Source organism: Streptomyces griseiscabiei (assembly GCF_020010925.1).
GTDB classification, from domain to species: domain Bacteria; phylum Actinomycetota; class Actinomycetes; order Streptomycetales; family Streptomycetaceae; genus Streptomyces; species Streptomyces griseiscabiei.
In genome coordinates this window covers 824,284-842,972 of the sequence record NZ_JAGJBZ010000002.1, presented here as the reverse complement: position 1 = coordinate 842,972, position 18,689 = coordinate 824,284, and the positions used below count along the sequence as shown (strand labels likewise).

The 18,689-nt window shown below is 70.9% G+C and carries 12 protein-coding genes; 1 reads left to right on the top strand and 11 read right to left on the bottom strand.

What is annotated here, in order from left to right; genetic code table 11:
• Positions 1 to 30: 30 nt before the first annotated feature.
• From J8M51_RS21230 to J8M51_RS21210, 5 genes are all read right to left on the bottom strand, one after another.
• Positions 31 to 2,502 (bottom strand): carbohydrate-binding protein, encoded by a 2,472-nt coding sequence (locus J8M51_RS21230; protein ID WP_086755517.1) that lies wholly within the window; start codon positions 2,500 to 2,502, stop codon positions 31 to 33.
• Between the two features lie 100 nt (positions 2,503 to 2,602).
• A complete protein-coding gene (locus tag J8M51_RS21225; RefSeq protein ID WP_086755516.1) occupies positions 2,603 to 3,430 on the bottom strand; it encodes a carbohydrate ABC transporter permease in 828 nt (275 codons plus the stop codon).
• Positions 3,427 to 4,356: a carbohydrate ABC transporter permease gene (locus J8M51_RS21220; RefSeq protein WP_086755515.1), complete on the bottom strand. Its 930-nt coding sequence runs from the start codon at positions 4,354 to 4,356 to the stop codon at positions 3,427 to 3,429. The genes J8M51_RS21225 and J8M51_RS21220 overlap by 4 nt, the downstream gene beginning before the upstream one ends.
• A 2-nt stretch (positions 4,357 to 4,358) precedes the next feature.
• The gene (locus J8M51_RS21215) at positions 4,359 to 5,687 is read right to left on the bottom strand and encodes an ABC transporter substrate-binding protein (RefSeq protein WP_086755514.1); all 1,329 of its coding nucleotides are present in this window, start codon (positions 5,685 to 5,687) and stop codon (positions 4,359 to 4,361) included.
• A 101-nt stretch (positions 5,688 to 5,788) separates the two neighbouring features.
• Positions 5,789 to 6,856: a LacI family DNA-binding transcriptional regulator gene (locus tag J8M51_RS21210; protein WP_086755513.1), complete on the bottom strand. Its 1,068-nt coding sequence runs from the start codon at positions 6,854 to 6,856 to the stop codon at positions 5,789 to 5,791.
• Positions 6,857 to 6,982: 126 nt separating this feature from the next.
• On the opposite strand from J8M51_RS21210, the gene J8M51_RS21205 reads away from it, so the two are divergent.
• Positions 6,983 to 9,409, top strand: coding sequence for a glycoside hydrolase family 36 protein (locus J8M51_RS21205; RefSeq protein WP_398856584.1), 2,427 nt, complete (start codon positions 6,983 to 6,985; stop codon positions 9,407 to 9,409).
• Between the two features lie 78 nt (positions 9,410 to 9,487).
• Here J8M51_RS21205 and J8M51_RS21200 read toward each other — a convergent pair whose 3' ends face one another.
• The 6 genes from J8M51_RS21200 to J8M51_RS21175 all read right to left on the bottom strand — a co-directional run bounded on the left by J8M51_RS21200 (position 9,488) and on the right by J8M51_RS21175 (position 18,613).
• Positions 9,488 to 10,243 carry a glycoside hydrolase family 12 protein gene (locus J8M51_RS21200; protein WP_086762091.1) on the bottom strand — a complete coding sequence of 252 codons (756 nt, stop codon included), beginning with the start codon at positions 10,241 to 10,243 and terminating at the stop codon, positions 9,488 to 9,490.
• Between the two features lie 130 nt (positions 10,244 to 10,373).
• Positions 10,374 to 12,383 (bottom strand): beta-galactosidase, encoded by a 2,010-nt coding sequence (locus J8M51_RS21195; protein ID WP_086762092.1) that lies wholly within the window; start codon positions 12,381 to 12,383, stop codon positions 10,374 to 10,376.
• Positions 12,383 to 14,614: a beta propeller repeat protein gene (locus tag J8M51_RS21190; protein WP_086762094.1), complete on the bottom strand. Its 2,232-nt coding sequence runs from the start codon at positions 14,612 to 14,614 to the stop codon at positions 12,383 to 12,385. The genes J8M51_RS21195 and J8M51_RS21190 overlap by 1 nt, the downstream gene beginning before the upstream one ends.
• 254 nt (positions 14,615 to 14,868) lie before the next feature.
• A complete protein-coding gene (locus tag J8M51_RS21185) occupies positions 14,869 to 15,828 on the bottom strand; it encodes a carbohydrate ABC transporter permease (RefSeq protein WP_086764176.1) in 960 nt (319 codons plus the stop codon).
• Positions 15,825 to 16,901, bottom strand: a complete 1,077-nt coding sequence (locus J8M51_RS21180) for an ABC transporter permease (protein ID WP_086764178.1) — start codon at positions 16,899 to 16,901, stop codon at positions 15,825 to 15,827. The genes J8M51_RS21185 and J8M51_RS21180 overlap by 4 nt, the downstream gene beginning before the upstream one ends.
• A 26-nt stretch (positions 16,902 to 16,927) precedes the next feature.
• Positions 16,928 to 18,613, bottom strand: coding sequence for an extracellular solute-binding protein (locus tag J8M51_RS21175; RefSeq protein ID WP_216591459.1), 1,686 nt, complete (start codon positions 18,611 to 18,613; stop codon positions 16,928 to 16,930).
• Positions 18,614 to 18,689 lie beyond the last annotated feature (76 nt).

Sequence of the window (18,689 nt, the reverse complement as noted above, 5' to 3'; positions counted from 1 at the left end):
CTACAACCGGTGGCCGGGCCCCCGCGCGTGCTAGCCGACGACCCGGCCCACCTCGATCCGGTCGATGTTCGGCGCCCAGGCCCCCGCGTTACCGAAGGTCACCTTGTTGGCGCCCTTCCTGAGGTCGACGGGGACGCCCACGGTCCAGTAGTCGTCCCAGCCCCAGGTGTTCTTGAAGGTGACCGTGCGCGGGTCGCCGTCCCCGACCGTGATGTCCGCCGTGCGGGACATGATGTCGGTGTTGTAGGCGTGCCCGTTGTCGCGGCGGTCGTTGTGCGCGTAGTGGACGACCAGGACGTAGCGGCCCGACGTGGGGGCGTCCACCGTGAACTCGGCGGTGCTGTCCGCGCCGTTGCCGAGCCAGCCGATGTACGAACCGGCGGACGCGTACGCGGAGTCGACCAGCCTGGCTCCACCGGCGAGCGTGGCCGAGGAGCCCTCGTGGGTGAGGACGCCCGTGGTCGAGCCCGCGCCGGTGACGTCGAGGGAGCGGACGGCGGTGTGCTTGGCGGTGGCGGTGATCCGGTTGTTGCCCGCGACGAGGTAGAGCCGCAGCGGCCGGTCGGGCACCGCGGCCACCGACTGCCCGTGCAGGGCGAGCTTCACCGGGGCGGAGGCCCGGGGCACCACCCGGTAGTAGCCGTCGCGCGGGGCGTACACGTCGAAGACCGCCTTGTCGCCGGGGCGCAGCACGAGGGCGCCGGTTCCGGTTCCGGACGAGGAGGAGTAGTCGTACGACGGCCTGCCGCCGATGTCGGCGAGGGTGGCCTCGTAGGAGGCGGCGGGCTCTGCGGTGCGGGCGGTGAGGTCGATGCGGTCGAGGGTGACCTCGGTGGCGCCCTTGGCGAGGGTCAACCGGTGGGTGCCCGCGGTGAGTCGGACGGTGAGGTCCTTCTTGGCGCGGTAGGTCCAGTTCTCGGTGGAGGGGTAGGTGACGGTGACCGGGTCGCCGCCGTCGATCGACAGCTTCTGGGTGGCCGGGGTCCCGGACTGGTTGCCGTAGAGGATCGCCAGGTCGTACGTGCCGTCCTCGGGGACCGAGACGGTGAAGTCGACCTTGCTGCCGGGCTGGTTGAGGGAGCCGACGTCCTTGGTGCCGGAGGCGGCGTAGCCGTTGGCGTTGCTCACCGTGCCCTGGGTGTAGACCTTGCCGTCCGTGATGGCGGCGTCCTCGGCCTCGTAGGAGGCGGTCCAGGGGACGGACGGGGTGGCCGGGGTGCCGTTGCCGCCCGGGGTGAGGACGACGCGGTAGGCCGACATCCTGTGCAGGCCGCGCAGCGGGACGGTCACCGTGCCGTCGTCCGCGACCTTGACCTTCGTCCGGGCGAGGACGCGGGGGGCCGCGTGCTGGCCCTCGTAGCCGGACCAGGCGGCCTCGGCGACGGTCGCGGTGACCGTACGGCCGAAGAGGGAGCGGGGGACCTTGCGGACCACGACGTCCGTGTCATCGGCGGAGCCGCCGAGGATGACCTGGGCCTGGCGGCGGGAGGTGTCGAGGGAGGCGAGGCCCTGGAGGGTGTCGATGGTGTCGGCCTGCGGCGGGGTGACCCTGACGGTGTCGCCGGTCAGGCCCGCGTACCAACGGAACAGCCACCAGCCGCCGTTGGGGATGTTGGAGCGGACGACGTTGCCGTCCATGTTGCCCGCGGCGTCCCAGTAGGCCTGGTTGGCGTACACCTTGTTCCGCTCGAACATCGAGACCCACTGGACGAGTTGGCCGGGGACGGAGAGGTCGCGGCGGTTGGCGTACTCGTCGATATTGATCTTCAGCGGGGCTATGCCGGCCGCGCGCTCCAGGGCGCGGTAGTCGTCGTAGTGGGCCTGGAAGTCCCTGAGGGAGCCGGAGCCCAGCTCGTGCCAGGTCATCACCTGGGGCAGGACGTTCTCGCGCTTGGCGAAGGCGAGGAAGTCCTTCAGCAGGCGGGTGTGGTAGCCGGCCTCGTTGGGACCGGCGATCCGCGCGTCGGGGTCGATCGCGCGGATGCGCTGGTAGACCGTCTTCCAGTCGCGGAAGAAGCGGTCGCGGTTGATCTCGTACTGGGCCTGGTCGGCCACGTCGAGCTTGTACCAGATCTGGTCGGGCTCGTTGAAGGGGATGTAGACGAAGCGGTCGCCGTTCGGGTCCGCCGAGACGTCCTTGACGATTCTGTCGACCTTGGGGAGGTAGTCGTCGATGCCGAGGTCCTCGTAGGGCCACTTGGCGTAGATGTCCTGCATCATCACGTTGATCTCGCCGCCGCCGTTGCGGAAGAACGACTTGGAGACGGTGAGCGCGTCGCCGTTGGGGTGCTGGGCTCCGCCCTCCGGCTTCTGCGAGATGCTGGTGATCTTCAGGGGGGCGAGGGCCGCGTCGCTGGGCACCCCGTCGTCGCTGAGCCCGTACAGCGCGCCGTTGGCGCCGCGCATCACCGGACCCTCGGAGGCGGAGAGGTCGACGGTGAGGCGCTGCGGGTCGGCCGCCGCCGCGGCGGACGACGCGGGGGCGGGAAGGGTGGCTGCCATGGCGGTGACTCCAAGTACTGCTGTGACCAGGGCGGTTCTGGTGCGGGATCTCATGGGGGTGCTCGTACCGGTGTGGGGGCTCACGCTGCTGGACCTCCGGTCATTTGACGGCTCCACTGGTGATTCCGGACACGATCTTTCGCTGGCCGACGACGAAGACGGCGACCAGCGGCAGGCTCATCACCACGACGTACGCGAAGACGAGATGCCAGTTGTTGAGGTAGAGCTGGGCGCTCGCGACCTTGTAGAGGTTGAGCGGGAGGGTGGCCCGGTCGCCGCCGCCGAGGACGAAGAAGGCGTAGAAGATGTCGCTCCAGGCGTAGAGCATCACCATGATCGTCGCGGTGGCGATGACCGGCCGGAGGAGCGGCAGGACGATCCGGGCGAAGATCCGCAGCGGCTTCGCCCCATCGATCCGGGCCGCCTCCTCCAGCTCCATCGGGATGGCGCGGATGAAGCCCGTCATGAAGAAGATCGAGGTGGAGAGGTACATCCCGGTGTAGACGGCGATCATTCCGGGCCGGGTGCCGGCCAGGCCGAGCTGTCGCAGCTCCATCACGATGGTGATGACCGCGGGCGGCAGCAGCAGTCCGCTGATGCACAGCGCGTACGCGGCCGACACCAGCCGTGACTTCCGGCGGGCGAAGACCCAGGCGGCGCCCGCGCCGAGGAGCAGCACGAGGACCACCGAAGGGACCACGACGAGGAGGGAGTTGAGGAGGCCCCGCAGCATCTCGCCCTGGGCGACGGCGTCCGCGTAGTTGGCGCCGGGCTGCCATTGCCCGGGCAGGTCCAGGTTCGGTCTGATGGCCTCCGCCTGCGGTTTGGCGGAGGTGACGAGGACCAGCCACAGCGGGACGCCGACGGCGAGCCCGGCGAACAGGAGGACGAGGGCGGGGCGCCCGTAGCGCCACAGCACCGCGCTCACAGCAGCTGCTCCCTTCGGCGCAGGCCGATGACCAGCGGGATCGCGACGGCGACCACGACCAGGAAGAGGACGAGACTCATCGCGGAGGCCTGTGCGTACAGGCCCTGGCCGAAGATCCGGAACATATAGATGTTGAACACCTCGGTGGAGGCGGCCGGACCGCCGCCGGTGGTGGCCTGCACGATGTCGAAGGTGTTCATGGAGCCGATGAGCGCCGTGGTGACGTTGAAGGTGAGCGCCGGGGCCAGCATCGGCCAGCGCACCGACCAGAACGTCCGCCAGGGCCCGGCACCGTCCATCCGCGCGGCTTCGAGCATGTCGCCGGGGATGCCCTTCAGGCCCGCCAGATAGATCAGCATCGACAGGCCCATCCACTTCCAGCCGTGGATCAGGGTGACGACGACGAGCGTCCAGGTCGTCGAGCCCAGCCAGGGGACGTCCGTGCCGAGCACCGAGTTGACGGCGCCGTCCTGGTCCAGGAGTGCCTGGAAGACGTACCCCGTGGCGAGGGCCGAGATGAGCACGGGCAGGAAGAACACGGCGCGGAAGAACCGGTTGAAGCGGGTGTCGTCCTCCAGCAGCAGCGCCAGCACCAGCCCGAACACGTTCTGGAAGACGGCCGCGAGGAGCGCGTACAGCAGGGTGGTGCGGATCGCGCGGACGAGGCTGCCGTCGTCGGCGACGGTCCTGAAGTTGTCGAGGCCGGTGAAGGCGATGTCCGGGTGGTAGGAGGACCAGTTGGTGAACGGGTAGTAGAAGTTGAGCAGGTTGGGCACCAGGAAGAAGCCCGCGAAGACGACGATCGCGGGGAGCGCGAACCACCAGGGGTGGTGCACGGCGGCGCGGGGCAGCCGGCCCACGCCCTTGGGTGCGCCCGGCGCGGGGGCCTGCTGCTTGCGCGCGCTGCGTACGACTGTGTCCGCCATGGCTAGAAACCGGGCGCGCCCTGGGCCTTGGCCACCTGCGCGAACTGGTCCTGGATGGCCTGGGCGACCTGCTGCGGACTCTTCTTCCCGAAGAGCATGTCGGCGAGGTAGAGGTGGGTGTCGGGGGCGACGATCGCCTTGGCCTGGAAGACGCCGACGGCCGTGGGAAGGGCCGCGACCTGGGCCTTCGACGCCTCCGGGAGGCCGTCCGGGGTGGGCACGGAGGGCTGCACCGACGGGATCTTCATCGCCTTGATGTAGTCGGGGTAGTCCGGGCCCAGCCAGAAGGCGAGGAACTGCCGGGCCGCGTTCTGCCGCTTCTCGTCACCGGTCCTGAAGGCGACGACACCGTTGGTCTGGTCGGGCGAGTACAGGCCGGTGGCCGCCGAGTTGGCGACCGGGAACCAGCCGATCCGCTCGTCGATCTCCTTCGTGGAGTGCTTGGCCTGCAACTGGCTCTGGAAGGAGGTGACGTTGAGGACCATGCCGGCCTCGCCCTTCCACAGCGCGTCCGCCTGTCCGGTGAAGGTCCCGGTGCGGTGGTTCTTCTGGGCGAGCCCGGCGTCGAGCAGTTTCTCCTTGTACTTCTTGATCGCGCCGACGACGACCGGGTCGGTCCACTTCTCCTTGTTCTCGTTCAGATCCGCCCACCACCGCTCGTCCAGGTCGGTGAGCTGCACCTGCATCTGCCACTGGAGGGGCCACTTGTCGCCGCCGGCCTCGTAGAAGGCGGCGGCGTCGGTGCCGTCGACGACCTTGTGGCCGAGGGCGAGCAGTTCGTCGTAGGACTGGGGGAAGTCCTTCTCGGTGATGCCGGCCCGCTCGAAGACGTCCTTGTTGTAGTAGACGCCGAGCATGGCGGGGCTGGTGACGATCGCCGCGTACCGCTTGCCGTCGATGACGCCGAGCGACTTCTCGGTGTCGCCGAGTCTGGAGACCCACTCCTCGCCGTCGAGGGTGAGGAGGTTCTGCTGTGGCTGGACGAACGGGAGCGTGGAGACGGAGGGCTGCCAGAACATCAGGTCGGGGCGGTCGCCGGAGGCCAGCTTGGTCGGCACGTTCTGCTCGTAGAGGTCCGGGACCGCCTGGGTCTCCACCTGGGCGCCGGTGGCCTTCTCGAAGGCCTGGACGACCTGCTTCGGGGCGGTGACCGTGTTCTGCGCCGTCCACATCGTCAGCTTCACACCGTCGAGGCGTGCGGTGGGATCGACGGCCGTCCGCTTCGCGTCGGTGTCCGTGCCCGGGGTCCCCGCCGTGGGATCGCTGCACGCGGTGGCGGCCAGACCGAGGGCGCAGACGAGGGCCAGCGTCGGGAGAGCTCTTGTCTTCATCACGTGCCTTTCGAGAACGGGTGGTTCAGGGCAGGGCAGGATGCGGAACAGCTGTGCTCGTCATGCTCGTCACGGGAGTCGGCGGTCGTGAGCGGGGGCGTTCAGGCGTCCGTGCGGCTCGCGGGCGGGCCGGTCGGGGACGTGGGCGGCGGGCCCGCGCTCTCCCGCACCACGAGGTGCGGCACGGAGACGGGGTGCGGGGCGATCTGCGCGGACTCCTCCACCACCCCGTGCAGCAGCGCGAAGGCGGCCCGCCCGAGGCCGGTGAAGTCCAGCCGTACGGTCGTCAGGGACGGGGTCAGATACGCGGAGTGCGGGGCGTCGTCGAAGCCGGCGACGCTCACCTCGCCGGGTACGGACCGTCCGGCCTCGTGCAGCGCGCGCAGCACACCGAGGGCGAGGTCGTCGTTGCCGCAGAGGATCGCGGTGACCGCCGGGTCCTGTGCCAGGGCGAGACCGGCCGCGTGACCGCCCGCCGGGCCCCAACTCCCCTGCACCGGACGGGGTTCGGGCGCTCCCGCCTCCTTGAGCGCCTGCTGCCAGCCGGTGGTGCGGGCGCCGGTGCGCCGGGTGCTGGACGGGATCGCCACGTAGTGCACGGTCTCGTGGCCGAGGGAGAGCAGATGCCGGGTCGCCTCGTAGGCGGCCTCGCGGTCGTCGGTCCACACCCAGGGGCGGTCGCCGCCGGGCGGGGTCGCGGGGGTCTCGACGACGCCGACGACCGGCAGCGCGGCGGGGACCGCGTCCAGGGCGGCCACCCCGGCGGGGTCGTAGGCGATCACGATGAGGCCGCCGCCCGCGTCGGTGGCGCGCTGCACCTCGGCGGCGACCGCGGCCTCGTCCGCCGATTCCAGGACCCCGATCCCGACCGCGTACGACGCCGCCCGCGCCGCCTCCTCGATGCCCTGGAGGATCGAGGCGTAGCCGTAGTGCGTGGTGTTCGCGGTCAGCACGGTCACGGCCCGGGTGCGCCCGCTGGCCAGCGCGAGCGCGGTGGCGTTCCGCCGGAACCCCAGCTCGTCGATGGCCGCCATCACCCGTGCCCGCGTCGTCTGCTTGACGCTGGGGTGGTCGTTGATCACCCGGGAGACGGTCTGGTACGAGACGCCGGCGGCCGTGGCGACGTCCCGGATGCTCGCCGGGCGCCTTGTGTGACCGGTCACATTCATGTCAGGATTGTGACCGGTCACACAGGTGTCGTCAAGAGAACGTAACGAGAGATTCACGCGGGCGCCCCCGGTGGCGGGCGGCGTCCGGGCGGGGCACGGACGGGCCGGCTCGAGAGGGGAAGCGACTTGGACTTGCGTGCGAGCGACTTCGGCGGGAGCGATCCGGCGGAGAGCGCCGGTGGGCACAACAGCGTTGCTCCGGGCTTCACTTGGGGTCATCCGGAGATCGAGAGCGTGTTCGCGACGGCCGCCGACGGGACGCTCCGGCTGGTCCGGCTCGGGCCGTCCGGTGACACCGCCGATCCCGACGTCGCGCTGCCCCTGGTCGAGTTGACGGCGTTCGGGCATGGGAGCGGGTGGTCCGGGCCGCGGTTCACGGGGACGGCGTTCGGGGGGCGGCTGAGATATCGGGGGCACCGGGGCGATCGGGGGGACGGTGGTGGGCGCGATGGTGGCGGCGTTGGTGGCGGTGGTGGCCGTGGGTGGGAGCGGCTGACGGTGGAACTGCACGACGCGGTCAGCGGGTTGACCGCGTTCGTCGAGCTGTCGTCTCCCGTCGGAGTGGCCGCGCTGCGGTCGCGGGTGCGGCTTCGCAACGACGGGACCGAGCCGATCGTCGTCCAGTCCGTCAGCAGCCTGCTTCTCGGCGGGCTCCCCTCCCCCGGCCTCCTCGACGTGCACCGGGCGCGCAACGACTGGCTCGCGGAGTGCCGTTGGTACGCCGAACCGCTGCGGGCGACGGTCGCGGACATCGGCGCCGACGCCCACCAGCACGACAGCCGGGCGGCGCTCTCCCTGACCGGGCGCGGGAGTTGGCCCAGCGACGGGCACCTGCCGATGGGGGCGCTGACGCAACGGGGCGGGCGGGGGAGGCCGGGCCGGGCGTGGGTCTGGCAGGTGGAGTCACCGGCCGGGTGGCGGTGGGACCTCGGGGAACGGGCGCACGGCACATACCTCGCCGTGAACGGCCCGACGGACGCGGAGCACCAGTGGCGGGTGCGGGTGGCGCCGGGCGAGGAGTTCACGACGGTGGGGGCGGTGGTGGCGCTCGGGGTTGCGGGTGGGGTGACGTCTGGGGGTGGGGCTGGAGCGATGGCTGGGTCTGCGGTCGGCGCGGTCGCCGGGTCGGCCCTCGGTTCCTCCGCCGGGGCAGCCGCCGACGCGGAGGACGGAAGCGCGCCCGGGGTGGGGCCGGGCGAGGTGTTCGCCGGGCTGGACGAGGCGTTCGCGGCGCTGACCGCGTACCGGCGGGCCGTGCGGCGCCCGCATCCGGACCACGAGGCGCTGCCGGTCGTCTTCAACGACTACATGAACACCCTGATGGGCGACCCGACCACGGAGAAGCTGCTCCCGCTGATCGACGCGGCGGCGGAGGCGGGCGCCGAGTACTTCTGTATCGACTCCGGCTGGTACGACGACACGGTGGACGGCGGCTGGTGGGACAGCGTCGGCGCATGGCTGCCGTCGCCGCGCCGCTTTCCCCAGGGCGGCGAGGGCGGCGGGGCCCCGGCCGACGGCGGCATCCGGGCCGTGCTGGAGCGGATCCGGGAGCGGGGGATGGTTCCCGGGCTGTGGCTGGAGCCGGAGGTGGTCGGGGTGCGCAGCGCGGTGGCGGCGGAGCTGCCGGACGATGCCTTCTTCCAGCGGGACGGGGTGCGGCTGGCCGAGCAGGGCCGTCATCAGCTGGACCTGCGGCACCCGGCGGCCCGCGCGCACCTCGACAGGACAGTGGATCGCATCGTCGGCGACTGGGGCGTGGGCTACCTCAAGCTCGACTACAACATCGTGATCGACCCCGGAACCACCGCCCCCGGCGACCTCGCCCCCGGCGCCGGCCTGCTCGGGCACGCCCACGCCTACCTGGACTGGCTCTCCGCCGTCCTGGACCGCCACCCGCGCCTCGTCGTCGAGAACTGCGCCTCCGGCGGCATGCGCATGGACGGCGCCACCCTCGCCGTCTCCCAGCTCCAGTCCACCAGCGACCAGCAGGACCCCCTCCGCTACCCCCCGATCGCCGCCGCCGCGCCCACGGCGGTACCGCCGGAACAGGGCGCCGTCTGGGCCTACCCGCAGCCCGAGTACGACGACGACCTGATCACCCTCACCCTCGGCGGCGCCCTCCTCGGCCGCATCCACCTGTCGGGCCACCTCGACCGTATGACGGCACGTCAACTCGGCCTCGTACGCGAGGCGGTGGCGACGTACAAGTCGGTGCGCGCCGACCTGGCCCACGCCGAGCCCTTCTGGCCGCTCGGGCTGCCCGGCTGGACGGACGAGTGGCTGGCGCTGGGAATGCGCGTGCCGGGCGGGGACGGGCGGGCGTACCTCTCGGTGTGGCGCAGGGGTGGTGAGGCCGAAGTACGGCTGCCGGTCGCGCACTTGGCGGGTCGGGACGCCCCCGTCCGCGCCGAGATCCTGCACCCGTCCGCCGCCCGGACGGACGCGGCGGCGGCCTGGGACCCGGCCACCGGCGAACTGCGGGTGTCGGTGCCCCGCGCCCCCGGCGCGCTGCTGATCCGTCTGACGGCGGAGGCCCGCCCCGAGGGGTTGTAGGTCGGCCCGGGCCGGTGCCGCGTGGGGGTGCGGCACCGGCCCGGGCCTCCCTGCCTACGGCTCGGTCGCCGTCGGGTGTCAGCTGCTGCTGACGGTCAGGTTGTTGGTGGCGAAGTCCAGGCCACCGGAGGACGAGGTGACCTCGAAGCCGAACTGCACGTCACCGATGATCTCGTTGCCCATCCAGCCCTTGGTGTCCTTGATCCACTTGAGGATGGGGAGGATCTGGACCGTGCCGGAGTTCGAGTCGGAGGTGCGCAGGAACGAGAAGACCTCGTTGGCGCCGTTGCTGCCCTTGTAGACGCTCCAGGTGTGGCCGCCGAGCGTGACGTTGCCCTGCGCGGTGCCGAGCGGGCCGACGGCCCCGTTGTAGTTGACCCAGAGCATGATCTCGTAGTCGTAGTCCGTGTCCCAGATGTCGTACGACGTGTTGTACGCGCCCGACGACGGCACCGTGACGTTGTAGCTGCTGTTGAGCGAGCCGAGCGAGGTGATCGTCCTGTTGATCACCTTCTTGGAGTTGGGGTACGACTTGATGCCGCCGGTGTTGGGGTGGTTGGCCCAGACCCCCCAGTTGGTACCGGAGTTGGCCCAGATGCACTGGCTGCCGGCGCCGGAGCCCCAGATGTTGTTGTAGAGCGTGTAGCCGTTCAGGTTCGTGTTGCCCCACTGGTCGCAGGAGTTCCAGACGGCGGCCGAGGCGGGGGCGGAGGCGAGACCGATGGTGGCGCCGAGCGCGAGGGCGGGGGCGAGCAGGGCCTTGCCGATCCGGCCCAGGGTGCGGGGACCCGTGCCGGTCCCTGTGCGGGTACGTGTGCGGGTGCGTGTTGCCATGGGTGTCGTGTCCTTCCATGGGTGGGGGGAACTGCGTGTGGGGAGAGCTACCGCGGCCCCTGGACGAGGACGCGGTCTTCTCCGGCACCGGGGTGGAGCGGAACGAGCGGTTCGGCGCCGGGGGAAGTGATCATGGTTTCAGCACCGCCACGCCGTGGCGGCCGAGCGACAGCGCGCCGGTGACGGTCGTCCCCGTGAGCAGGTCGCGGTGGGTGCCCGGCACGTCGACGGTGACCTCGTCACGGCCGTGGTTGAGCACGAAGAGCACCTCGCCGCGGCGGACCGCCTCGACCCCGTCGGGCAGGCCCTCCAGCACCGGCCGCACCCCGGCGTCGGCCGCGATCCGTGCCAACAGGCCGCGCAGCGCGGCGGGTTCGGGCAGCGTCGAGACGTACCGGGCCCGCCCCCTCCGCAACACCGCCGGGAGCCCGTCGAGTTCGCCGCCCCGGTACCGCCAGGGGACGGTCTCGTCCGTGTCCGCCGCGTCCGCCGCCTCGATCTCCTCGGACCAGAGCGTGCCCCGGAAGGTCCCCGAGGGGCCCTCGCACTCGACCGTCTCCCCCGCGTCCAGGGGCCACCACTCGTGCAGGGTGCGGATGCCGAAGAGGTCGCGGAGCCGTACGTCCACACCGCCGGGGCGTACGCGGTCGTCCTGGTCGGCGACGCCGGTCAGGAAGCCGCTGACGAGGGTGCCGCCGCCTCGTACGTACGCGAGGAGGTTCTCGATCGCCGCGTCGGTGAGCAGGTACAGCTGGGGCACGACGACGAGCCGGTACGGGGTGAGGTCGTGCTCGGGGTGGGCGAAGGCGGTGGTGAGGTGCGACTCCCAGAGGGCGCGGTGCCAGGCGCGGACGACCTGGGGGAGGTCGACCTCGGACGACGGCCGGCCGTCCTGGGCACCGGCCCACCAGGAGTTCCAGTCGAAGAGCACGGCGATGTCGGAGGAGAGGTGACGGCCCGCCACCTCGTTGCCCACCGCCGCCAGTTCCGCGCCCAGCTGTGCGATCTCCTGGTAGGTGCGTCCCTGTTCGCCCGCGTGGCTGACCATGCCGGAGTGGAACTTCTCGGCGCCCTGCCGGGACTGCCGCCACTGGAAGTAGCAGACGGCGTCCGCGCCCCGGGCGACCGCCTGGAGGGACCACAGACGGTTCAGGCCGCGGGGCTTGGGGTGGTTGACGCCGCGCCAGTTGACCGGTCCGGCCGCCTGCTCCATCAGCATCCAGGGAGCGCCGCCCGCCTGGGAGCGGGTCATGTCCTGCACCAGCGCCCCGTGCTGCGCGCCCAGCGGGTCGCGCGGGTCCGGGTAGAGGTCGACCGAGACGACGTCCTCCTCCTCGGCCCACCGCCACGCGTCCTGGCCCACCCACAGCGGCATGAAGTTGGTGGTGACCGGGAGGTGCGGGGTGTGCCGGCGGACGATGTCCCGCTCGGCGACGTAGCACTCCAGGAGCATGTCGCTCGTGAACCGCTTGAAGTCGAGCACATGGGTGGGGTTCTTCATGTAGTGGGCGCGGCGCGGCGGCAGGATCTCGTGCCAGCCGTCGTAGCCCTGGCTCCAGAAGGCCGTGCCCCAGGCCTCGTTGAGCGCGTCGAGGGTGCCGTACCTCCGCCGGAGCCAGTCGCGGAAGGTGGCCGCCGCCTCGTCGCCCCAGTCGTAGGTGCAGTACTCGTTGTTGATGTGCCACATGGTGAGCGCCGGGTGGCCGCCGTAGCGTGCGGCGAGGTCCTCGGTGATGGCGGCGGCGTAGCGGCGGTAGGTGTCGCTGGAGTGCGAGAAGTGCTGGCGGGAGCCCCACCACTCGGTCTGCCCGTTCTCGTCGCGCGGCAGCGTCTCGGGGTGGAGGCGGCCCATCCACGGGGGCGGGGAGGAGGTGGGGGTGGCGAGGACGACACCGACGCCGTGCTCGTGCATCAGGTCCATCAGCCGGTCCAGCCAGCCGAACTCCCGTGCCCCCGGCCGGGGTTCGAGCTTCGCCCAGGAGAAGACGCCGAGGGTGACGGAGTTGACGCCGGCCCGCTTCATCAGGCGGACGTCCTCGTGCCACACCTCCTCGGGCCACTGCTCGGGGTTGTAGTCGCCGCCGAAGAGGATCCGGCCGCGGGTGGCGTCGGCCAGGGAGGGGCGGGTCGGCTCCGGCATCAGACGGGCTCCCCGTACTGGATGCCGCGCCCGTTCGTCGCCAGGTACACCCGGCCGTACACACGCGGGTCGCCGACGATCACCTCGCCGGTCCAGCCCCACTGGTGGGCGTCGTCGTTGACGCGGGTCCAGGTCTTCGCGCCGTCGTCGGAGCGGTAGACGGCGGTGATGGTCTCGGTCGAGCCGACCTGGTAGACCGCCGGGTAGCCGGCGCCGGGGGCTGCCTTGCCGAAGCCGAGGGTGTACGAGGAGCGGCAGCTGTCGAGCTTCGCGAAGGTCACCCCGCCGTCGGTGGAGCGGTACAGCCCGTTCCCCTTCACGCTCAGCCACAGGTCACCGGACCTGCCCGGGGCCGCGACCAGCTTGAACTGGCTGTCCCCGGACGGCAGTCCGCTCGCGCGGGCCGTGAAGGAACGGCCGCTGTCGGTGCTGGCGTACAGCGTCCCCGTGTCGGTGTCGTAGGCGTAGAAGCGCGTCGGGTCGGCCGGGTCGGCGACCGGTGTGGCGCCCTTCGGGAAGGAGGGGATCTCGGTCCAGGTCGCGCCGTTGTCGGCGGAGCGGTGGGCCGGGTACTTCGTGCCGTCCCAGTGCACGAAGGACCACAGCAGCGCGCTGCCGTCGGCGGCCGCGGCGATCGGCCCCGGCGCGTCCCTGGCGATGTCGGGCTGGGCCGTGAAGGGCGCCCAGGTCCGGCCCCCGTCGTGCGAGTACGCGCCGTTGCCGTGGTCGCCCCAGCCGGTGCGGACCACGTACGACGGCTTCGCCGCGGCCTGCGCGAGCCCGGTCGCCGACCCGAACACGGGGTTCGACGCCATCCCGCGCGACGGGGACGCCGTGAGGCGCTCGTGGTACATGGTGCCGATGTCCCCGAGACCGCTGATCAGATGCGCCTCCCCGACCGGAGGCGAGATCAGCTGGCGTACGGACGTCTCCTCCAGACCCCGGATCTGCGGCGCCCAGCGCTTGAGGTCCCGGGTGCCGTAGAGGGTCGCGCCGGTGCCGTACACGAGGTGCTTCGAGTCGAACGGGTCGAGGGCGAGCGCCTGGATCCACCAGCCGAACTTCGGCTTGTCCGCACCCCACGTGAGATAGGGGGTCTCGGACACGTCGAAGACGGCGGAGTCCTTGAGGGACGTCCAGGAACGGCCGCCGTTCGTGGAGCGGTAGACCGTGTCGACGTCGGCCCAGCGGTTGTTGGTGGACACGACCACCGTGCCGGGGCGGCGGGCGTCGACGTCGACCCCGCCGTAGCCGAAGGTGTCGGCGGAGCCGTCGCCCGTCGTGCCGCCCGGCTTCACCGGGGTCACGTCGGTCCATCTCCCGTCGGTGGTGCGGAGCTTGTGCACACTGCCGTCGGACTGTCCGTTCGGTCCGGGGGCGTTGGCGTACGTCACGTACAGCTCGCGGGAGTGCCGGTCGTACGCGGCGCGGATCGGGACCTTGGCGGAGACACCGGTCGGCCCGCCGGGGACGGCCTCCCAGGTGGTGCCGTCCTTGGTCCGGAAGAGGTTGGCGGAGGTGCCGTCCGCGTCGCCCCAGCCCGCGTAGAGGGTGCGTCCGGCGGCGACGAGCAGGGTGACGCCCTGGCCGGAGGCGGTGGGCGTCGCCGGGAAGCCGGTCGCCGCCGCCCAGGTGGCGCCCCGGTCGGTCGATCTGAGCAGGCCGTCGTGCCGGGTGCCCAGCCACAGCGTGTCGCTGTCGCGCGGATCGACGAGGAGGCGCTCGCCCGCGCCCCGGCCGTCCTCGTTGGCGCCGAGCTTGACGGTGAGGTCGGTACGGGTCCAGGTCGTGCCCCGGTCCTCGGAGCGGAGGATCGCGCCGTCGCCGGCCCAGGACTGGGCGTAGGTGCCGAGGGCGAGGTAGAGCCGGTTCGGGTGGGCGGGGTCGAGGGCGATGGCCTCCACACCGAGGAGGTTCCAGTCGTCCCAGCCGAGGTGGTCGGTCAGCGGGGTCCAGCGGGCCTTGCGGTCGTCCCAGCGGTAGGCGCCGCCGATGTCCGTGCGGGCGTAGGCGAGACCGGGTCGCGCCGGGTGGAAGAGGACGCCGGTGACGAAGCCGGTGCCGCCGATGACCGCGTTGCGCCATCGGTACGTCGTGCCTCCGGCGGTTGAGCCGCTTCGGGCCCCGGCCGCGTGGGCCGGGGTGCCCAGGGTGGTGGGGAGGGCGGTGAGGGCTGCGGTGGCTGTGGTGGCGGCGAGTACGGTGCGGCGGGTTGGCTTGGGGGTGTGCATGACATACCTCGTCTGTACGTGTGGGGAGGGGGTGGGCGCCTGTGAGCTCGGGGGTGCGGGTGGCTTGGCGGGTGCGGGTGGTGGGTGGTTGCTCGCACAGTTCCCCGCGCCCCTGAAAAGCAGGGGCCGCGCCCCGTGCTTTTCGTCCCGGAAGGGCCGTAGGCCTCTTTCAGGGGCGCGGGGAACTGCGCGAGAAGCCCCACGCACCCGCACCCGCCCACGAGACCGGCCCCCCGAGCCATCAGGCGCCCCGGTCACCCCTTGACCGCACCGGTCAGCATCCCCTTCTTGAAGTGCTTCTGGACGAAGGGGGACAGAACGGCGACGGGCAGCAGGGCCATGACCATGACCGCCATCTGGACGGCCAGCGGCGAGAGCTGGCCCGTGTTGATCTGGGCGGAGAGGCCGACCGGGCGTTCCTGTTTCTGGACGAGCTGGATCATGACGTTCTGCAGCGGCATCATGTCCTGGTCGGTGAGATAGATGGACGCGTTGAACCAGGCACTCCAGTAACCGACCGCGTAGAAGAGGGCGATGACCGCGAGGACCGCCCTCGACAGCGGCATCACGATCTGCCACAGGATCCGCCAGTCGCCGGCGCCGTCGATCCGCGCGCTGTCGATGAGTTCCGGTGAGATGCCCATGAAGAACGCGCGCAGGACCAGGATGTTGAAGACGCTCACCGCGCTCGGCAGGATCAGCGCGAGATAGGTGTCGGTGAGGCCCAGGCCCTGGACCAGCAGATAGGTGGGGATGAGTCCCGCGCCGAAGAACATCGTGGCGAGCAGGGTCATCAGGATCCAGCGGTGGCCGAGCGAGCCGACACGGGAGAGGCCGTAGGCGCACAGCACCGACACGGTCATGCTGAACAGGGTGCCCACCACCGTCACCCCGACGCTGACCAGCGCGGCCGTCTGGACCTGGCCGCCGCCGAGGAGCTCCTTGTAGGCGATGAAGGTGATCCCCTTGGGGATGACGACCAGGCCGCCCGCCGCGTCGATCGTCTTCTTCGTCTGGAGGCTGGTGACGATGACGATCCACAGGGGGAAGAGGATCGCGAAGCAGGCGAAGCCGAGGGCGATGCCCTTGCCCGCGAGGCCCGCCCTGGCGGGTTCCTCCTCCCAGACCGGGCGGGGCGGCGCGGCCCACCGGCCCGGCTTCCGCGCCGCGGGCTCGTCGACCGGCTTGGCCGTGTTGTCGAGGAGTGCGCTCACTTCTTGTACACCCCCTGCTCGCCCATGAGATGGGCGACCTTGTTGGCGGTCAGGACCAGGGCGAGGCCGACCACACCCTTGACCAGTCCCGCGGCGGCGGCGTAGCTGAAGTCCTGGTTGCGGATGCCGTTCCACCAGACATAGGTGTCGAGGACGTCCGAGGCGTCGACGCCCACCGCCTGCCGCTGGAGCAGCAGTTGTTCGAAGCCGACGGTCAGGGCGTCGCCGACGCGCAGCACCAGCAGCAGGGCGATCACCGGGCGCAGGGCGGGCAGGGTGATGTGCCACATGCGCCGCCAGCGTCCGGCGCCGTCCATCGCGGCGGCCTCGTACAGGTCGTGGGAGACGGAGGAGAGCGCGGCGAGGAAGACGATGATGCCCCAGCCGGCGTCCTTCCAGATCATCTCGACCGTGACCAGGTACTTGAAGATCTCCGGGTTGGTCATCAGGTCGAAGCCGTCGTAGCCGTGCTGCCGGAGGGTCTGCGCGATGACGCCCGCCCCGCCGAAGATCTGCATGAACACGGTGACGACGAGGACCCAGGAGAAGAAGTGCGGGAGGTACATGATCGCCTGGGCGACCGCCCGGATCCTGGGCCTGACGATGCTGTTGATGAGCAGCGCGAGCAGGATCGGGATGGGGAAGAACAGGACGAGCTGGAGGAAGAACAGCACGAACGTGTTCTGCACCGCGTGCCAGAAGGCCGAGTCCGCGAAGATCCGCTCGAACTGTTCGACGCCGACCCAGGGGCTCTGGAAGATGGCGACGAAGCCGTTGTCGCTGAGGTAGGGGTCGTAGTCCTGGAAGGCGACCACATTGCCGAGGATCGGTATGTAGTTGAAGACCAGGACGAGCAGGACGGCCGGCAGCGTCATCAGGATCAGGGTGCGGTCGCGCCGGAATCTGAGGCGCAGGCTCAGCCTGCCCGTGTGCTCGCCCGCGCGCTTCCGCGCCCGTCCGCCCGCGCGCCCGCCGCCTCCGCGGCCGGTCCCGGTGGCGTCGTCGGACGCGCCCGGGGTCCCGTCGGGGGTCTTCGCCTCGGCCCTGGACCGGGGCACCGTGCTGTGGGACACGGCCGTCTCCTCGCCTCTGCCCCGGGTCAGTTCGCCGAACCGGTGTCGTCGAGCAGCTTCTTGTACCAGTCGCGCAGACCGTCGCCGCCCTTGCTCTTCCAGTCGGACACCGCCTGCTGGACGTCGCTGATCTTCTTGCGGCCCCGCACGACGTCGTCCTCCAACTGCTCGAAGTTGTCGGCGAGGTTGGTCCAGCGGTTCGGCTCGGTGACGGTCAGCCCGAAGAAAGAGGTCTTCTCGGTGAAGGCGCCCATCCGCTGCATCCACTCGACCATGCCCTTGGTGACCTCGGGGAAGTCGGGGTAGGCGGTGTACGGGGCCGGGTTGCCGGTGTAGTCGTAGGCGCCGTTGACCTCGTTGACGCCCGTGGTGGTCTTCACCGGCAGGCCCTTCTTCACGTCGTAGTCCGTGCCCTCGACGCCGTAGGCGGTGAGCATGAACTCCTTGGTGCCGTAGGGCGCGGCGCAGTAGTTGCAGAGGGCGAGGAAGTCCTTGATCTGCTGGGCCGACGCCTTCTTGCTGATGAAGGTGAAGATGTTCGCGGGCTGCACCGCCCACAGGGACGGGTCGCCGCCGTCGGGGCCGAAGATGTCGAAGGCGCCCATCTCGAAGTCGGGGTTCTGGGTGGCCTGTTCGGAGACCGAGCCCCACCAGCCGGAGATGTTGCCGTTGAAGACGAGGGACTGCCCGGCCGTGAACCGGTTCCTGGCATCGCCGCCCGCCTTGCCGGAGACCGCGTCCGGGTGGACCACGTCGGCGGCGTAGAGCTTGCGGGTCCACTCCAGCGCTTCGAGGTACTCGTCGGTCTCGACGCGGTTGACGAGCTTGCCGTCGACCATGTTCCACCACAGCGCCTTGTCGCTGCCGGGGAAGACACTGAAGATGTTGAACGCCGTCCACTTCATGTCGTCGCAGGCCCATACCTTCGACTTGGCGTCCGTGGCCTCCTTCGCCCAGGACAGGAACTCGTCGGGGCTCGTCGGGACGCTGTAGCCCTTCTTGTCGAAGAGGTCCTTGCGGTACATGGGCGCGATGTCCGTGACGTACGGGGCGGGCATCGGGATCGCGCGCAGCTGGCCGCCGAAGATGCCGCGCTGCCAGGCCTCGGAGGGGACGGCCGCGAGGTTCGGGTACTCCTTGACCTTGTCGCCGGAGAGGTAGGGGCCGAGGTCGGCGAACTTGGCGTTGATGGCGCTCGGTATCTTGCCCATCAGGTTCCAGCCGGGGACGACCACGACGTCCGGGATGTCGCTGGAGGCGAGGACCGCGCCGAGCTTCTGGTCGTAGGTGACACCGTCCTGGTTCTGCCAGGTGACCTCGACGCCGACGGCTTCGTTCATGGCCTTGTAGTAGGGGTTGCCGCCCTTCGGCGGGGTCCCCCAGAACGGGGACATGACCTTGAGCCCGCCGCCGCTGCCGAGCTTCTTCGGGACCGAGGTCTTCAGGTCGGCCGTCGCGATCGCCTGGGTGAAACCGGCGGGCGCGCCGTTCTTCGCCGGCAGGTCGGGCGCGACGACACTCGACGCGACGAACGTCGGAAGGATCTTCTGCGCGTCCTTGCCCGACGTCGTGCCCTCCTTGCGGCCCTCCTGCGAGCCGCCGCAGGCGGACAGCAGCGGCACACCCCCCGCCACTACGGCGGCGGCGACCGCCGTGGAGGCGAGGAAGCTTCTCCGGCTGGGCTCGGCGGAGGTGGCGGAGTTCGGCGTCATTGCGTCAACCCTTCATGGCGCACACCAGGACACCCGGCGGTGGCCGTCGGCTGCGGTGTCTGAGAGGAACTGGCTG